The organism is Oceanicaulis sp., from assembly GCF_965284345.1.
Classification (GTDB): Bacteria; Pseudomonadota; Alphaproteobacteria; order Caulobacterales; family Maricaulaceae; genus Oceanicaulis; species Oceanicaulis alexandrii_A.
The window spans coordinates 1,921,547-1,936,476 of record NZ_OZ260073.1 but is presented as its reverse complement, the minus strand read 5'-3'; the positions used below and the strand labels follow the sequence as shown (position 1 = coordinate 1,936,476).

Here is a 14,930-nt window from a genome sequence, read left to right as displayed (position 1 = left end):
CCCGTTGCATGCGGCTCGGCTTACCGAGTCTCACCATGCTCTGAGGCGTCATGAGCGTCGTCATGAGAGGGCGTTGTGTGATCAGTTTCCTCCGCGGCAGGAGCGGCAGGACTGTGATTCGCAGACACATCCTCTTCCGCGATGATCACCTCCACCCGGACCGCGCCTTCGGGGACGGCCTCGAGATGAGTGTAGAACCGCTCCGCACCGCCGGCAGGCAGGGCTGCGGATTCCAGCTGCACCGGCCAGCTGTTCAGAACAGCGCCTTGGGCGTCAAGCACACGGGCGTTGAGCGGCACGGTCGGGCGTTCCCCGCCTGTAATGTTTTCCAGCACGCCTTCCACATACAGTCCGCCGTCTTCAAAACTGGCGGTCAGCATGCCCACTTCCAGACCATAGGGATTGATGTCCAGGCCCACCGCCGCATAGGCGCCGGCGGTGCGCGGCCAGGTTTCAACGATATTGACGCGAAAAATCACCGCGCTGATCAGGGCGACCGCGACACAAGCGGCGACGCCGGCCCAGCCCGCGCCTTCAACGGCCATGGCTTTCTTGCGGCGCTGCTGCTCGGCGCGAGCGCGCACAGCGGCGGCCGGCTTCTCCCGGATGGAGGGCGCAGGGTCTTCTTCAAACTCGGGTGCAGACGGCTCCGGCGCGACTTCATCAGCCTCAAAGCTCGGCTCCACAGGTTCGTTCAGCGTCAGACCTTCATCTTCCACGACCCAGGAGTGTGCGCAGGCGGCGCACTTCACCTTATTGCCGCGCGCGGCCAGGGCTGCTGCATCCACGCGATATTTCGCCTCGCAGCTGGGACAGGTCACGATCATGGACGGACGCCTCGCTTGTCCTGCATAGTCGAATTCAAATTCTCGCCAAGCTGCGGTACGCCAGACCCATGAGCTCAGACCCGAACGATATGACGCCCGAAGCTCAAGCCAATGAGACGACGGTGCGCTTTGATTCCGTGGGCATGCGCTATGGTCGGGGGCCCGAAGTGCTCAGCGACCTCAGCTTTGATTTACCAAGCGGAAGTTTCCATTTCCTCACCGGTCCGTCCGGCGCGGGAAAGTCTTCGCTGTTGCGACTTATTTATCGCGCTGAGCGCCCCTCCCGCGGGTTGATCACTCTGTTCGGTCGCGACGCCTCGGTCTTGCCGCGCGATGCGCTCCCCGCCTTGCGTCGGCGAATCGGCGTGGTGTTCCAGGATTTCCGGCTTCTTGACCACCTTACCGTGTTTGACAATGTCGCCTTGCCGCTGCGCGTCGCAGGTCAGGCGCGCTCCGCCTATGCCGAGGATGTGGCGGAACTGCTCGCCTGGGTAGGGCTGGGCGACCGTATGGACGCCTTCCCCTCGACCCTGTCAGGCGGCGAACAACAGCGCGCCGCCATCGCGCGCGCCGTCATCTCAAAGCCGGACCTGCTGATCGCGGACGAACCCACCGGCAATGTCGACCCTGAAATGGCGCGCCGTCTGCTGCGCCTGTTTGTCGAGCTCAACCGGCTGGGCGCGACCGTGCTGATGGCCACCCATGATCTGACCCTGGTCAACAGCCTGAACGCCCCGGTGCTGGAGCTGTCAGATGGACGCCTTGTGGGCAAGGTGCGCGCCGCATGAGTGAGAAGCAGAACAAATCCCCGCGCGTCGCCCCCTTGCTGCCCCCTGATTCGGGGCGGGATCGTCCCTTGTTTGCGGTGGCGGCCATTCTGGTCTTTCTCGCCTGCCTGTCCGCCTTTGGCGCGGCGGGCGCCTGGCGCGCCGCGGATGGCTGGACGGATCAGCTGACCGCTGAGATCACCGTCCAGATTCTGCCCGGCGATGGGCGGGACGCAGATGCGGACGCCGTGGCCGCTGCGGAGGCCATCGCTCGCCTGCCCGGCGTGACCGGGGTCACCGCGCTGGACCGGGCCGAAGCCGAGCGCCTGGTCAGCCCCTGGCTCGGCTCGGCGGATTTACCTGAAGACCTGCCGATCCCGCGTCTGGTGGCGGTTCAGATCAACGCGGAGGCGCCGCCGGCCACAGGCGCGATTGAAGCGCTGCTGTCCGATGAGCCCTATGAAATACTGGTCGATGACCATCAACGCTGGGAAGATGCGGTGCAGCGCGCCGCCAACGCCGTGCGCTATTTCGCTCTGGGTCTGGTGCTGCTGCTCACCGTCGCCGCCGCCGCTGTGGTCGCGTTCGCCGCTCGCGCATCGCTCGCCGCGCGCTGGGATGTGGCGGAAGCCCTGCATTTGGTGGGCGCGCCAGACCGCTATGTCACCGGTCTGTTTCAGGAACGGTTTTTCTTTCTCGGCCTGAAGTCGGGGCTGGCCGGCTCGGTCGCCGCAGCGCTCGCAGCGCTGGGCTTGGCGCAAGCCGGCGCGGCGTCAGGCGGTTTGTTTTTCGTTCCCACGCTGGAGCTGGGCTGGAGCGCCTTGCTGATCCCGCCGCTGGCCGCCTTGATTGCGGCGCTGATCGCCGCCCTGGCGGCGCGCTCCGCGGTCTCAAGCGATTTGAAGGCGCGATGGATATGAGCAGTGGCCGGTTTTTGCGCCTCACAGCGTTCATCCTGCTGACCGCCTTTGTGGTCGGCTTCGCCCTGTTTGTGCGCCAAGCGCGCACCTTCACGCCCGACCTGACGGTCAACGCAGAGGCCATCGTGGTCCTGACAGGCGGCCCGAACCGGGTCAGCACCGCCACCGCTCTGTTGCGAGACGGGTCAGGTGACCGCCTGCTGATTTCCGGGGTGAATCCTGACAGCCCGCCCGCCGACATCGCCGCCGCCGCCGGCGCGTCCGAAGACCTGTTCGCATGCTGCGTGGATATCGGACTTCAGGCGGCCGACACCATAGGCAATGCCGCCGAGACCGCCGCCTGGGCGCGGTCGCACGGCTATGACCATTTGATCGTGGTGACCAGCGATTACCATATGCCGCGCGCGCTGCTGGAGCTGCAGGCGGCCATGCCGGATGTGCGCCTGAGCGCCTATGGCGTACCGGCGCCGGCGCCCTGGAGCGGCGGCCATGAAGCCCGGCGCTGGATGGTTGAGTATGTAAAATACGCCGCCGTCTATGGACGCGAGCGCTTTCGCACGCTTTAAGCCCTTCTGAACCATCAAGGAGATGTTTGTGGCCGCACTCAGGTCTGCGATCTTTGTATTCTGGATGTACGGGCTGATGCTGGTGATGGGGATTTTATGCGCCCCGTTCCTGCTGGGTCCGCGCGCGGGCGTGAAGGCGTGCATGCGGCTCTATCTGGCGCTGGTGTTCGGCGGGCTCCATTGGATCTGTGGCATCCGCTACGAAGTGCGCGGCCGCGAGCATCTTCCTGAAGGCGGGGCGCTGATCGCTTCCAAACACCAGTCCATGTTTGAAACCCTGGCCTTCTGGGCGATCCTCGACGATCCCGCGATCATCTTGAAAAAAGAGCTGTCCTACCTGCCCGTCTTCGGCTGGTACGCGATGAAGCTCAAGAACATCAAAGTGGACCGCGCCGCCGGGGCCAAGGCTCTGCGCAACATGCTCAAACAAGCGCGGGAGCGGGCGTCTGAAGGTCGGCAGGTGGTGATCTTCCCGCAAGGCACCCGACTGGAACCCGGCGAGCACGACACCTACAAGCCTGGCGTGATCGGACTGTACAACGCCATGAAAACGCCTTGCGTGCCGGTGGCGCTCAATTCGGGCCTGTATTGGCCGCCCCATGGCTTTGTGCGCAAACCCGGCCTGATCATTGTCGAGTTCCTGCCCGCCATCGCGCCAGGGCTGGGCAAAGACGCCTTCATGGCCGAACTCCAAACCCGAATTGAAACAGCGTCTGACGCGCTGTTGGCGGACACCCCCAGGAAAGACGCAGCATGATCGGCAAACCGGCCAATGACACACCGCCGACAAGGCTTGGCCTCTACGTGCCTTTCGGGCTGCTGGCGGTCGCCATTCTCGTGCATGCCCTCTACTGGGTCTTGATGTCCGGCCAGATCCATCAATCGGCGCAAACCTGGATCGAAGACAAGATCGAAGCGGGATACGCGATCAATTACAGCGCAATGACTGTGCGCGGCTATCCGTTCCGCTTCACCCTGCATCTGTCAGACAATGAAATCGCCGCGCCGGCGGACGCCGGCGGTTGGCGCATCGCCGTCGATCACGCCACCGCCAGCGCCCAGTTCTACAATCTCAACCATTGGATCGTCAGCCTGAACGAGCGCGTTGTGCTGGACACAGCCGTCGAAGGAGAGCCTGCGCAGTACGAACTGCTAAGCGAGCAGGCTCGGTTCAGCCTGATCACGCGCAACGGCGTCACCCGCCAGATAGGCGCTGAGATCACTGCGCTCCAGGTGCTAGCGCTGTCAGGCCCGCAACCGCTCGCCTCGGCGATTGAGCGGGTCGCCATGACCGGCCGCATCTCGGAAACCGGTGAATTTCTGAGCGGGATCATCGTGGAAGGCTTGCACTTTGACGACTCCCGGCTGGACAATCCGCTTCAGGCCGCATTTGGAGACACCGTCCAGCTCTATCAGCTCGACAGCGTCCTGACCGAGTTTGACACCTTGTCGCTGGCGGGCGATCCGCTGGCCTGGACCCGTGCGGACGGACGCCTGATCATCCGCCAGACGCGTCTGGACTGGGGCCCGGCTGCGCTGACAGGGGCTGGCGAAGTGGCCCTGGATCGTCAGATTCGCCCGGCCGGACGGCTGAGCGTTGTCGTGTCGGATCCTGAAAGCCTGATCTCGGCGATGGAAGACGCCCGGCTTGTCTACGACGAACAAGGCGCCGCTTTGCGCCTCGCCGCGATGATGGCGCCGCGGCGGGATGACGGCATCGCTCTGCCCTTCCTGCTGCAAGATGGCGGTCTGTTCCTGGGGCCGGCCCGGATCGGTGATCTGGGCGCGCTGGACTAGGCGTCACCGACTGTGCTCCATAAAAGAACCCCGGACGGCGACCGTCCGGGGTTTTTTGCTGGATCAGGGATGATCGCCTAGCCCTTCGTGAAGGCCTCAAGCGCCTCCACCACGGCGCGGTTATGCTTGTCCAGACCCACCGAGATCCGAAGGGCGTTCGGCAAGCCATAGGGCTGCACGCCGCGCACGATCAGGCCTCGCTCAGCGAGAAACTGGTTGGCGTCTTCGGCGGTCTTGCCCGGCGTTTCAGGAAAATGCACCAGCACGAAATTACAGACCGACGGCGTCACGTCGAAGCCGAGCCCGCCTAATTGCTGGGTCAGGAACGCCAGCGACTGGTCGTTATGGGCTTTTGATTTCGCGACGAACTCAACATCCTGGATCGCCTCAACGCCGGCCTCGATCGCGGGCAGGTTGACGTTGAACGGGCCGCGGACGCGATGGATGACGTCAACGACCTCTTGAGGGCCATACATCCAGCCCAGACGCAGGCCGGCGAGCCCGTGAATCTTCGAGAAGGTGCGCGTGACGACCACATTTTCGTATTCGCTCACGAGCGCCAGCGGATCTTCATAGTCAGGCGCATCGACAAACTCGCCATAGGCGCAGTCGACCACCAGCAGCGTGGAATCCGGCAGGCCTTCGCGAAGACGGCGGATTTCCGAGCCCGGAATCCAGGTGCCGGTAGGATTGTTGGGGTTGGCCAGGAAGACAATCTTGGCGTCGTCGCCCGCCGTCTCGATCAGCGCATCCACATCCGCCGTGTAATGCTTTTCCGGAGCCGAGACGATCTCGGCGCCCGATTGCATCGCCACCAGGCGATAGACCAGAAAGCCGTATTGGCTTTGAACGACCTTGTCACCGGGCGCCAGATAAGCCTTGCCGATCAGTTGCAGCAATTCATCAGAGCCAGCCCCGCAGACGATCTGCTCCGCCTTGATGTTTTCCACCTTGGCGATTGCGTCGCGCAGCGCGGTCGCGCCGCCGTCGGGATAGGTGTGCAGGACGCTCGCTGAGGCCTTGAACGCTTCGGCGGCTTTCGGACTGCACCCTAGCGCGTTCTCGTTGGAGGACAGCTTCACCGCTCCCTCGGGCGCAGCGGCGCCGGGCACATAAGGTTTGATGTCGAGAAGACCGGGACGGGGCTGAAGCGTCATGATGCGCCTTTCTGCTCATCTGAATGCGACGTCGTATCTGAGCGAGGAGATAGCGCGGGCCTTGTCGCACCTTCAAGGCTCTTTCTGCGCACACGCTGCGTCGCGCCGCCCGGGCGCACCGCGCCCACATGTTTGACCGCCTCACTGAGGATCAATCCGCCAAAGGCCGGCCACAGCCGCTCGCCCGTCGATTCGAAGGCGCGCACGGTCTTCGGGCCGCAAGCGAACCGCCAGGGCGGGGCGTAGAGCGCGCGCGACCAGGCGACCGGCTCAAACAGAGCATCGCTCAGCAAGCCCCCAAGCTGGCTGCGCGAGAACGGGCGGCCATGCCCGAACGGGGTCGAGTCCACACGCGACCACAGACCGGAGCGATGCGCGGCGATCACCAACAATCGCCCTTCCGGGGCCATGACTCGCCACACCTCACGCAAAAGACGCGCGGGATCAGCCGCTTCTTCAAGGGCATGCACCAGGATGACGCGGTCAAAGAGGGCCTCTTTGAAGCCAAAACGCTGTTCATCGCCCAGCATGGTCAGCCCGCCCTTGCCGACGCCCTGGGACGGCCAGGGCACCGCGCCCTGAGCGGCGGGCATGAAGGCGATGGTGCGGCGCGCGCCATCTCTGAAAGGCTCAAGGAAAGGCGGCGCATAGCCGAAACCGAGCATGTCCAGCCCATCCACATCGGGCCAGAGCGCCTGGATCCGACGCTGCACCATATCGCGCGCCGCCCGACCGGGGGGCGTGCGGTAAAAGCGGGCGATGTCCAGCGCGTCGGTTCGCATCAGTCAGCTCATGGAAACACGGTTCAGCCCCATGCTAGGCTGTTCCTTTGATCTGGGTAAGGCTTGGCTCCATTCAAAGAGTCCAATCTGTGAAAGGCGACGTCATGGCGCTCGAAATCCGTCAGTTTCCCTGCCTACAGGACAATTACGGCTTTCTGGTCCGGTGTTCTGAAACCGGCGAAGTCGCTGTGATCGACACGCCCGAAGCGGCGGTGATCCTTGAAGAGGCTCAGACGCTGGGTTGGCCCATCACGGCGATCTGGAACACCCACCACCATTGGGATCATGCCGGCGGCAACGCGGCCATCGCCAAAGCCAGCGGCGCACAGATCGTCGCGCCACGCGCCGAACAGGCCACAATTGGTCATGTGGATCAGCCGGTCAGCCCCGGCGACACGGTGATGCTGGGCCATGAGCGCGCGCAGGTGATTGATGTGGGCGGCCACACGCTGGGCCATATCGCCTACTGGTTTGAGGATGCGGGCGTGGCCTTTGTCGGCGACAGCCTGTTCGCCTTGGGCTGCGGACGCATGTTTGAAGGCACGCCCGAGCAAATGCAGGCCGGGCTGGCGCGGTTGCGCAATCTGCCGCCGGAAACCGTGATCTATTGCGCCCATGAATACACTCAGGCCAATGCCCGATTTGCGTTGAGCGTCGACCCCGACAATCAGGCCTTGCAAAGCTATGCGCGCCGCGTGGATGCCCTGCGTGAAGACGACCAGCCGACCATTCCGACCGTTCTGGCGGCGGAATGCGAGGCCAATCCGTTCCTGAGATGGGATGATGAGGGCTTGCGCGACCGGCTTGGTCTCAAATCAGCCAGCGATGCGCAAGTCTTCGCTGAGCTTCGTCGGCGCAAGGACGCTTTTTGATCAGGCCGCCTTTGCGTGCGGCTCCAGGCTCAGTGCGGCGTCGAAATCCTCAAACAGGCTTCGCGCTTCGGCGACCGGCAGGTCGGCCGGTTCCCGGTCTCCGACCCAGAACCGCCAGGAGGCGCACACATGCTGGATGCGGCTCATATCCTCACCCATCTCCACAAACATGTCCGGCGCCATGATCAGAAATTGCGACAGGGCGGCGCCGTCGCCATCCTTGATGAAGCGCGAAAACTGGTCGTGGTATTGTGACAGACGGTTTTGCACCCGCGCCCAGCGCTGCCCCGCCAACTGGGCGATCCCGCCCATAGCCTGGCGATACTCATCGCGGTCACCGGCGTTCAGCTGTCCCAGATTGAGCTGCTTGAGGGATGCGATGAACTCGGACAATTCCCGATTACAGCTGCCCGCGCGCCAACAATAGTACAGCGTGCCCTTCCAGCCGTTGACGCCGTCACGGTACTGTTCGGGCGACATATTCAGCGCCAGGCGCAACACATCGAGCCTGGAGGAGGTATGATCTTCAAACAGGGTCGACGCCAGTTTGCGCGCCTTGGCCAAAGAGCCGTCCTGGTCTGAGTTCATCGCCCGGCGAACCAGAAGATTGATCTGGCCGGCCACAAACTCGCTGATGGCGCCGAGCTCACGCTCGTTCATCTCAAAATAGGCGTCAGACACCGGCCGTTTCGCCAAACGGAAGTGATCAAACAAGAGATAAGGGTCAAAAGACGGCAGCTTCGCCAGCTCGCGCAGGCGCGTGATGTCATCGCGGAAACGCGGCAAGGCGCGTGATATGCCCAGATGGCTGCTCAGTTTCTCATCAAGCGCCGGGTCCTCGACGAAAATGCTGTGCCCGCCCGTATCCAGATTGCATTCGGAAATCGGGATGATGATCTTGGTGGCCGAAATGCGGGCGCCGCTCAGCTGTTCTCGCTCCCAGGGCCGCAAAGTGTGTTTCACAATGAAGCTGGTGTTGAGGCGTTTGGTGTTGAACATGGCGGTCTTGCTGGTCATGCCCAACGGGCCGGCGCGTTCATAAACCGACAGCAAATCCATCACACGGCTTGTCGAGCCGCCTGATTTGAGCAATTTCAATTTCCCAAACATGTTTTGGGTCATGGACCAGCACCTGTTCTACTGTGAGAACGTTTTGCAAAGTTCAGGCCAAAAGGAAGTGCATCATGACTCCAACCGGCGATCTGGGCGTGAACGAGATCATTCGCGTGCTCGGCATGGCGCCTCACCCTGAGGGCGGCCATTATGTCGAAACTCATCGCGCCGCGCCGGGCCCGGATGGCCGATCGCGCTTTACGGCGATCTATTTCCTGCTCGCCGCCGACCAGGTTTCGGCCTGGCACAAGGTCGACGCGGCGGAAACCTGGCTCTGGCAGGCGGGCGCACCCTTGTCTTTAAGCTGGAGCGAAGACGGTGTCAGCGCTCGCAATCTCAGGCTGGGCCCCAATCTGAGGTCCGGAGAACGCCCGCAACTCGTCATTCCTCCCCACGCCTGGCAGACAGCGGAATCCCTGGGCGCGTGGACGCTGGTGAGCTGTCTGGTCGCGCCGGGATTTGAATTTGAGGGGTTTGAAATGGCGCCGAAGGACTGGCGTCCCGGCCCGGACGGCGCGCCCTGACACGCTGTGTTAGCGGGCCTGGCTTTCAAAGCTCTGACGGATCAGGGCCGAGCTGGGCCGGCCGCCATAGCCCATGGACGGGGTGATCGAGATGTCCAGAACCTGTCCGTCATAGGTGACGCGCGGGCGCTCGCCCACGCCCAGCCGCACCACTTGCAAGTCACGGACACTGCGCCGCGGCGCCAGGTCCGCGCCCCGCTGCACCATGCGCATGGCGTCCGCCATATAGGCGTTGCCTTCAGGATCGAGCGCGGTCAGCTCAGCGCGCACTTCATTGCGCGACAGCTCGGCGAGCGCTTGCGCCATGTCGGTCGCAGCGCGTTCCAGCGCGGTGTCCTCTACAGGCTGGGCTTCAAATCCCCGCGCCTGCCCGACCGGTTCCACGATCACGCCATCGGGTCGGTCGGAGGGAAAATAGGTCCAGCCGCCCAGATTGGACTGACGCAACATCACGCGACCCGTATCGGTCAGCCAGACTTCGCCGCCGCCCGCTGCGCGCGCCTGATGCACGGCCAGCACTTCATCATCGCTGTCCGACTGGATCAGCGGCATGCGCGCCGAGCGATCAAAAATAAAGCCGCCACGACCGTCAGCGCGCTCGAACCATAACGAGCGCTCCACGGTCTGTATGTCCTGCCCCAGCATCCGCCGGAACGGGTTGGGTTGAGCGACGCCTTCCGCAGTCCCCAGCGCAAAAAGTCCGGCGCTGACGGCAAGAAGGCCAAAAATACCACGTTTCATGGCGATGGAGTGTAAGCCGCTTCAGGGCGATTTCGAGGCGCAAGCAAGGTGTGTCTGCGACTGATCACAGTTAGACCAAATACTGGCCGCCATTGGCCGTCAGCGTGGAACCGGTGATGAAACCCGCATCGTCAGAGGACAGAAACACCACGCAACGCGCGATCTCTTGCGCTTCGCCCAAGCGCCCCACAGGAATAGTGGAAATGATCTGGTTGCGCACATCCTCAGGGACCGCCATCACCATTTCAGTGGCGATATAGCCCGGGCAGATCGCATTGACGGTGATGCCCTTACGCGCGCCTTCCTGAGCTAGCGCTTTGGTGAACCCAATATCGCCGGCCTTGGCGGCGGAGTAATTGGCCTGTGCGAACTGGCCTTTCTGGCCGTTGATCGAGGAGATCGTGATGATCCGTCCAAAGCCGCGCTCTCGCATGCCCGGCCACACCGGATGGGTCATGTTGAAGACGCCGCTGAGATTGGTGTCGATCACCTCTCGCCATTGCTCGGGCGACATTTTGTGAAACGGCGCGTCGCGGGTGATGCCGGCGTTGTTGACCAGCACGTCCACAGGGCCGAGCTTGCCTTCAACCTCTTTGATCCCCTCCACGCACGAGTCGTAATCGGCGACTGACCATTTGAAGCTTGGAATGCCGGTCTCTTCGGTAAACGCGGCCGCCACTTCATCATTGCCGGCATAGTTCGCGCCGACAGAGTATCCCGCCGTTTTTAGCGCAATGGAAATTGCGCGCCCGATACCCCGCGTCCCACCTGTCACCAAAGCTGTTCGGCGCATCACGAATTCCCCTTTGTCCTTCAGACCCAAACCGGGTTATGCTGCGCAGCATAACTATGTGGCGCGCGCAGCAATCCAGCTGTGACCGTCACACTCCGACCCCCGGCGCCGCCCCTTTGATTAATGACGTTGAATTGCAGCTGAGTCGAGCCGGATGTTGTGGGACCATCGGAGTATTAGAGGGATCTTAGGGAGGACACCGCGTGACCGAGACCAAGAAGTCTGACGTCGTAACCATCAAGAAATATGCGAACCGCCGCTTATACGACACGTCCGCAAGTCGGTATGTGACGCTGGACCATCTGCGCGAACTCGTACGGGAAGGCCGTGACTTCAAGGTCATAGACGCCAAGTCAGGAGATGATCTGACGCGCGGCGTTCTGGCCCAGATCATCTTCGAAGAGGAATCCAAGGGCGAGACGCTGCTGCCGGTGGAGTTCCTGCGTCAGTTGATCTCGTTTTATGGAGACTCGATGCAATCCATGGTCCCCAGCTATCTCCAGATGTCCATGGACACCTTATCGCGTCAGCATCAAGCCATGCGCGAGAAGATGACGGGCGCCATGGGGGATGCGATGGGCGGCAATTCCATGGCCATGCTGGAAGAACAGACCAAGCGCAATATGGCGATGTTCCAGCAGGCGATGTCGATGTTCACCCCCTTCTCCACCGGCGCCGCCATGGGCGACATGCCCGCCGCTCCTGCATCCGACGCCCCGCGCAGCGATGATGTGCAGTCCTTGCGCGACGAGCTTGAAGCCATGCGTCAAAAGCTTGATCAGCTGGCGAACAAGAGCTGATCCGTTCCATTTTGAAACGCGATCACGGTTAATGACGCGTTTAGAGACGTAAACGAAGCGTTAAACCTGGCCTGGACCTTGCTCGGTCCAGGTCATGTTTGTTTCTGGCTCCAATTCACCGCGCCGTCTGGCGCTGCCCGCGCCCGCCGCGTCCCGCGCTGATCAGGTTCAACCTGTCACGCCAGGCGCGCCAAGCCGGCGTGAGGATCGCCGAACAAAAGGCCGACCCGACCGCCGCACATCCCGTGACGCAGACCCGGCGCCTCACCCCGCCATCTCGCGCGCTACCAGCGCCATGGGCGTTCAGGTCCAGGCGGACTTCCCCCATCCCCGGCGCGGCCTGCGGGCGGACGCCAGTGAGCGAACCCGGTATGCCCGCGCCTATGATAGCGCCCAGCAAGGCCTCATGCGCCAGCCCGCCGCACGCGGTGAGGAGCGGTCGGCATGAGCGGGCTTTACACCCTCAAAAACCTGCAGGACCGGTTCAGCCCGCTCTGGGATGGGTGTTGGGTGCTCACGCTTTTGTTCGTGATGATCTGAGCTCGTATGAATTCAGGCAGGCTGTGTCTGGCCTAGCGCCAGAACCGCGTCGGCTTTCCGGTCCGCCAGCCATTTGAGAGCGTCAGCGTCTAGCGCATGCTGAGCTTCAATCCGCAGCGCTGTGAGATCGGCCTGGTACTGAACGGCCAGCTGAGCCGGATCGACCTCATCTGACATCTCACCGGCGGCTTGAGCCTTTTTGAAACACTGCTCGAACTCAGACCGCATGCGCCGAAGGTAGATCTGCGACTGTTCGTGCAGCTGCGCATCCTCATCGGTTGCGTTCAAGGCAGTCTTAACAATGATGCAGGCGCGAGCGCGCGCTTGTGGGGACTTCACCGCGCCAAAACCGCGCAGATAGCTCGCCAGGCCCTCAAGATAAGAAGGAGCTTGCGCGACAGCATTGCTGAAATCGTCCAGGCCCGCGTGAAAATAACGGTCCAGGCACGCCAGATAGAGTGCTCGCTTGCTCTTGAAGGCGGCGTAGATGCTGCCGGGCTTCATCGACAACGCCTGCTCCAGATCCTTCAGCGATGTCGCGTGATAGCCCTTGCGCCAGAACAGGTCCAATGCGGCCTCAAGCGCCAGGTCACGATTATAGGGGGTTGCGCGTTTCATAGCTCAAATCTGGTTCGCGACCGGTCTCTGACCAGGCCTTCCAGAGCGAGTATAACTCACATTTGAGTGATTGCTCAAACTACGTATTGAGTGATCACTCAAAGATACCTAGATGTCTCGTCATCGCAGCCCCGCGACCAGACACAAGGATATCAGCATGACCGAGTTTACCCTCCACGACGCCTCCACCGCTCCTGACGCGTCCAAGCCGCTGCTTGATAACTCACTCAAAGCGTTTGGCATGGTGCCAGGCCTGCATGCGGTGATGGCGGAATCCCCAGAATTGCTGGAAGCCTATCAGCGCGTGCATGAGCTGTTTCAGAACTCCAGCTTTGACGCGGATGAACTGACCGTGGTCTGGCAGACCATCAATGTGGAAAACAACTGCCATTATTGCGTGCCTGCACACACCGGCATCGCCAAAAGCATGAAGGTGGATGACGCGATCATCGACGCCCTGCGCGATGAAAGCGCGCTTCCTAATGCGCGCCTGGAAGCCTTGCGCACCTTCACCCTGCAGCTGGTCCGCCAGCGCGGCGAACTTGATGACGCCGACGTTCAGGCGTTCCTCGACGCTGGCTTCACCCAGCGCAATGTGCTCGAGGTCGTTCTGGGCTACAGCCAGAAAATCATGTCCAATTACACCAACCACCTCGCCAAGACGCCCGTGGACAGCGCGTTCCAGAAATTTGCCTGGACGCCGAAATCCTGATCCCAAGAGGTCGCCGGAATCAAAAACGGCCGGTTCGAAATCGAACCGGCCGTTTTCATGTCCAGAGGCGGCCGATCAGCCGGCGCCAAGATCGCGTCGGGCCGAGATGGCCGTGACGGTGAAGCCCGCCACAACATCCAGCAAGCTCATCACGATGAGCAGGAAGAAGGTTGAAGTGGCGAAAACCGGCGCCAGCAAAAACAGCAAAATGCCCACCAGCAAGGTCGCCATCGACAGGCCGTGATTAAGCAAGGACGACGTGCCCGAGCTGGCTGATCCCACCATTTCGATAAACAGCATGACCAAAGCCAGCGTCAGGATCAGATCCGAGGCGGACACCGCCCATTCCCCGCTGGGCAGGCCCAGGGTGAACAGCGGATTGGTCAGCATGGATGCGCCCTCGCCGCCAAAAAAGGCGTCGCTATAGGCGACTAGGGCGTAAACCGCCATGGGAATGAGTAGTTTCGGAAAAATCGTAAACACGTTGAGCCCCCCGCTCTGTTGAACCTGCGCTTCAGAGCTGGCGAGCCCCACTGCGACACCTGAACCCGTCGGACCGGTCATGACCGTTCTCCTATCCCCGTCGCCCGTCCACCACCGGCGCCGAAGATTTCGGGCGCCGGATCAGGCCTCGTCCCAGCCGCCGGGCTGACGCGCACGACTGTTGAGCCACATCATACCTAGCATATCGCTCAAAGAGGCGAAAAGACGTCCCAGGTTGGTATATTTCGATTGGCCGGCGGTGCGTGGCCTGTGGCCCACATCCCGAAAGCCCACTTCAAAGCCTTCACGCTTCATCAAGGCGGGCAGGAATCGATGCTGGTGATCAAAGAAGGGCAGCAGCAAATATGCGTCGCGCCGGAAGGCTTTAAGGCCGCACCCCGTGTCATCGGCGTCGTCATTGAGCAAGGCTTTGCGCACGCCATTACCCAAGCGTGAGGCGGTTTTCTTCCACGCACTGTCCTGGCGTCCCACCCGGCGTCCCGCCACCATGCCGGTGGTCTCCGGCGCCGCCATCAGGGCGTCGACCAGGGTCGGGATGTCGGCGGGCGGGTTCTGACCGTCGCCATCCAGCATGCAAATCAGCGGCGCCTTGGCGGCCAGCACGCCAGTGCGGATCGCACGTGACTGACCCGCGTTATTGCGATGCGTGACGACCCGCAGTGTGGGGATGGCGTCTTTCGCCGTCAGCAGCTCGGCCAACGTCTCATCGGTGCTGGCGTCATTGACCAGAACGATTTCGTGCGACCGGTCTTTCAGAACGCTATAGATTTCTTCAGCAAGACGCGCAGCATTACCTGCCTCGTTATGCATGGGCGCGATAATGCTTAGCTCTGGGCGGGGATCAGTCATGAAACGCTTCGTCTTGGACGGACTTGCTTGAAGAATATCTTGCCGCGT

19 protein-coding genes are annotated in these 14,930 nt (G+C 62.2%); 10 read left to right on the top strand and 9 right to left on the bottom strand.

Going from position 1 to position 14,930, the window contains the following annotated elements; genetic code table 11:
• Positions 1-20: 20 nt before the first annotated feature.
• The gene (locus ACQ66J_RS09440) at positions 21-827 is read right to left on the bottom strand and encodes a zinc-ribbon domain-containing protein (RefSeq protein WP_430431421.1); all 807 of its coding nucleotides are present in this window, start codon (positions 825-827) and stop codon (positions 21-23) included.
• A gap of 68 nt (positions 828-895) precedes the next feature.
• Between ACQ66J_RS09440 and ftsE the strand changes: the two genes are divergently transcribed.
• The 5 genes from ftsE to ACQ66J_RS09415 are packed head-to-tail and all read left to right on the top strand — an operon-like array spanning position 896 to position 4,877.
• Entirely contained in the window at positions 896-1,615 is a 720-nt protein-coding gene (gene ftsE / locus ACQ66J_RS09435; RefSeq protein WP_430431420.1) for a cell division ATP-binding protein FtsE, read from the top strand.
• Positions 1,612-2,514: a cell division protein FtsX gene (locus ACQ66J_RS09430; protein ID WP_430431419.1), complete on the top strand. Its 903-nt coding sequence runs from the start codon at positions 1,612-1,614 to the stop codon at positions 2,512-2,514. The genes ftsE and ACQ66J_RS09430 overlap by 4 nt, the downstream gene beginning before the upstream one ends.
• Positions 2,505-3,080: a YdcF family protein gene (locus tag ACQ66J_RS09425; protein WP_430431418.1), complete on the top strand. Its 576-nt coding sequence runs from the start codon at positions 2,505-2,507 to the stop codon at positions 3,078-3,080. Before ACQ66J_RS09430 ends, ACQ66J_RS09425 begins: the two co-directional genes overlap by 10 nt.
• Positions 3,081-3,108: 28 nt before the next feature.
• A complete protein-coding gene (locus ACQ66J_RS09420; RefSeq protein ID WP_375550017.1) occupies positions 3,109-3,837 on the top strand; it encodes a lysophospholipid acyltransferase family protein in 729 nt (242 codons plus the stop codon).
• On the top strand, positions 3,834-4,877 hold the full coding sequence (locus tag ACQ66J_RS09415; RefSeq protein WP_430431417.1) for a DUF2125 domain-containing protein: 1,044 nt from the start codon (positions 3,834-3,836) through the stop codon (positions 4,875-4,877). The genes ACQ66J_RS09420 and ACQ66J_RS09415 overlap by 4 nt, the downstream gene beginning before the upstream one ends.
• A gap of 77 nt (positions 4,878-4,954) precedes the next feature.
• Here the strand turns inward: ACQ66J_RS09415 and hisC are convergent, their stop codons facing one another.
• Together hisC and ACQ66J_RS09405 are read right to left on the bottom strand one after the other, a co-directional pair.
• Positions 4,955-6,034 carry a histidinol-phosphate transaminase gene (hisC, locus tag ACQ66J_RS09410; RefSeq protein WP_375550019.1) on the bottom strand — a complete coding sequence of 360 codons (1,080 nt, stop codon included), beginning with the start codon at positions 6,032-6,034 and terminating at the stop codon, positions 4,955-4,957.
• Complete coding sequence (locus tag ACQ66J_RS09405) at positions 6,031-6,816, bottom strand: class I SAM-dependent methyltransferase (RefSeq protein ID WP_133724021.1); 786 nt, start codon at positions 6,814-6,816, stop codon at positions 6,031-6,033. Before ACQ66J_RS09405 ends, hisC begins: the two co-directional genes overlap by 4 nt.
• Positions 6,817-6,920: 104 nt before the next feature.
• Here ACQ66J_RS09405 and gloB point away from each other — a divergent pair, with 104 nt between their 5' ends.
• Positions 6,921-7,688 (top strand): hydroxyacylglutathione hydrolase, encoded by a 768-nt coding sequence (gloB, locus tag ACQ66J_RS09400; RefSeq protein ID WP_375550020.1) that lies wholly within the window; start codon positions 6,921-6,923, stop codon positions 7,686-7,688.
• Here the strand turns inward: gloB and ACQ66J_RS09395 are convergent, their stop codons facing one another.
• The gene (locus tag ACQ66J_RS09395) at positions 7,689-8,810 is read right to left on the bottom strand and encodes a hypothetical protein (protein WP_430431416.1); all 1,122 of its coding nucleotides are present in this window, start codon (positions 8,808-8,810) and stop codon (positions 7,689-7,691) included.
• 62 nt (positions 8,811-8,872) lie between these two features.
• On the opposite strand from ACQ66J_RS09395, the gene ACQ66J_RS09390 reads away from it, so the two are divergent.
• The gene (locus ACQ66J_RS09390) at positions 8,873-9,325 is read left to right on the top strand and encodes a cupin domain-containing protein (protein ID WP_430431415.1); all 453 of its coding nucleotides are present in this window, start codon (positions 8,873-8,875) and stop codon (positions 9,323-9,325) included.
• 9 nt (positions 9,326-9,334) lie between these two features.
• On the opposite strand, the gene ACQ66J_RS09385 is transcribed toward ACQ66J_RS09390, so the two are convergent.
• Positions 9,335-10,066: a DUF4908 domain-containing protein gene (locus tag ACQ66J_RS09385; RefSeq protein ID WP_375550023.1), complete on the bottom strand. Its 732-nt coding sequence runs from the start codon at positions 10,064-10,066 to the stop codon at positions 9,335-9,337.
• Between the two features lie 70 nt (positions 10,067-10,136).
• Entirely contained in the window at positions 10,137-10,859 is a 723-nt protein-coding gene (locus ACQ66J_RS09380; RefSeq protein WP_375550024.1) for a beta-ketoacyl-ACP reductase, read from the bottom strand.
• Positions 10,860-11,062: 203 nt separating this feature from the next.
• On the opposite strand from ACQ66J_RS09380, the gene phaR reads away from it, so the two are divergent.
• Together phaR and ACQ66J_RS09370 are read left to right on the top strand one after the other, a co-directional pair.
• A complete protein-coding gene (phaR, locus tag ACQ66J_RS09375; protein ID WP_375550025.1) occupies positions 11,063-11,659 on the top strand; it encodes a polyhydroxyalkanoate synthesis repressor PhaR in 597 nt (198 codons plus the stop codon).
• A 94-nt stretch (positions 11,660-11,753) separates the two neighbouring features.
• Positions 11,754-12,107, top strand: a complete 354-nt coding sequence (locus ACQ66J_RS09370; RefSeq protein ID WP_375550026.1) for a hypothetical protein — start codon at positions 11,754-11,756, stop codon at positions 12,105-12,107.
• 104 nt (positions 12,108-12,211) lie between these two features.
• Here the strand turns inward: ACQ66J_RS09370 and ACQ66J_RS09365 are convergent, their stop codons facing one another.
• Complete coding sequence (locus ACQ66J_RS09365) at positions 12,212-12,817, bottom strand: TetR/AcrR family transcriptional regulator (protein WP_430431414.1); 606 nt, start codon at positions 12,815-12,817, stop codon at positions 12,212-12,214.
• Between the two features lie 157 nt (positions 12,818-12,974).
• Between ACQ66J_RS09365 and ACQ66J_RS09360 the strand changes: the two genes are divergently transcribed.
• Positions 12,975-13,529 (top strand): carboxymuconolactone decarboxylase family protein, encoded by a 555-nt coding sequence (locus ACQ66J_RS09360; protein ID WP_375550028.1) that lies wholly within the window; start codon positions 12,975-12,977, stop codon positions 13,527-13,529.
• Positions 13,530-13,604: 75 nt separating this feature from the next.
• Here the strand turns inward: ACQ66J_RS09360 and ACQ66J_RS09355 are convergent, their stop codons facing one another.
• Together ACQ66J_RS09355 and ACQ66J_RS09350 are read right to left on the bottom strand one after the other, a co-directional pair.
• Positions 13,605-14,093 (bottom strand): hypothetical protein, encoded by a 489-nt coding sequence (locus tag ACQ66J_RS09355; RefSeq protein ID WP_430431413.1) that lies wholly within the window; start codon positions 14,091-14,093, stop codon positions 13,605-13,607.
• 60 nt (positions 14,094-14,153) lie between these two features.
• Positions 14,154-14,882 carry a glycosyltransferase family 2 protein gene (locus ACQ66J_RS09350; RefSeq protein ID WP_430431412.1) on the bottom strand — a complete coding sequence of 243 codons (729 nt, stop codon included), beginning with the start codon at positions 14,880-14,882 and terminating at the stop codon, positions 14,154-14,156.
• Positions 14,883-14,930 lie beyond the last annotated feature (48 nt).

What these genes read in the sequence shown, in the direction of transcription:
- ACQ66J_RS09440 (WP_430431421.1), bottom strand. Translation starts at nt 827, where the DNA reads ATGATCGTGACCTGTCCCAGCTGCGAGGCGAAATATCGCGTGGATGCA.
- ftsE (WP_430431420.1), top strand. Translation starts at nt 896, where the DNA reads ATGAGCTCAGACCCGAACGATATGACGCCCGAAGCTCAAGCCAATGAG.
- ACQ66J_RS09430 (WP_430431419.1), top strand. Translation starts at nt 1,612, where the DNA reads ATGAGTGAGAAGCAGAACAAATCCCCGCGCGTCGCCCCCTTGCTGCCC.
- ACQ66J_RS09425 (WP_430431418.1), top strand. Translation starts at nt 2,505, where the DNA reads ATGGATATGAGCAGTGGCCGGTTTTTGCGCCTCACAGCGTTCATCCTG.
- ACQ66J_RS09415 (WP_430431417.1), top strand. Translation starts at nt 3,834, where the DNA reads ATGATCGGCAAACCGGCCAATGACACACCGCCGACAAGGCTTGGCCTC.
- hisC (WP_375550019.1), bottom strand. Translation starts at nt 6,034, where the DNA reads ATGACGCTTCAGCCCCGTCCCGGTCTTCTCGACATCAAACCTTATGTG.
- ACQ66J_RS09405 (WP_133724021.1), bottom strand. Translation starts at nt 6,816, where the DNA reads ATGCGAACCGACGCGCTGGACATCGCCCGCTTTTACCGCACGCCCCCC.
- gloB (WP_375550020.1), top strand. Translation starts at nt 6,921, where the DNA reads ATGGCGCTCGAAATCCGTCAGTTTCCCTGCCTACAGGACAATTACGGC.
- ACQ66J_RS09395 (WP_430431416.1), bottom strand. Translation starts at nt 8,810, where the DNA reads ATGACCCAAAACATGTTTGGGAAATTGAAATTGCTCAAATCAGGCGGC.
- ACQ66J_RS09390 (WP_430431415.1), top strand. Translation starts at nt 8,873, where the DNA reads ATGACTCCAACCGGCGATCTGGGCGTGAACGAGATCATTCGCGTGCTC.
- ACQ66J_RS09385 (WP_375550023.1), bottom strand. Translation starts at nt 10,066, where the DNA reads ATGAAACGTGGTATTTTTGGCCTTCTTGCCGTCAGCGCCGGACTTTTT.
- ACQ66J_RS09380 (WP_375550024.1), bottom strand. Translation starts at nt 10,859, where the DNA reads ATGCGCCGAACAGCTTTGGTGACAGGTGGGACGCGGGGTATCGGGCGC.
- ACQ66J_RS09370 (WP_375550026.1), top strand. Translation starts at nt 11,754, where the DNA reads ATGTTTGTTTCTGGCTCCAATTCACCGCGCCGTCTGGCGCTGCCCGCG.
- ACQ66J_RS09365 (WP_430431414.1), bottom strand. Translation starts at nt 12,817, where the DNA reads ATGAAACGCGCAACCCCCTATAATCGTGACCTGGCGCTTGAGGCCGCA.
- ACQ66J_RS09360 (WP_375550028.1), top strand. Translation starts at nt 12,975, where the DNA reads ATGACCGAGTTTACCCTCCACGACGCCTCCACCGCTCCTGACGCGTCC.
- ACQ66J_RS09355 (WP_430431413.1), bottom strand. Translation starts at nt 14,093, where the DNA reads ATGACCGGTCCGACGGGTTCAGGTGTCGCAGTGGGGCTCGCCAGCTCT.
- ACQ66J_RS09350 (WP_430431412.1), bottom strand. Translation starts at nt 14,882, where the DNA reads ATGACTGATCCCCGCCCAGAGCTAAGCATTATCGCGCCCATGCATAAC.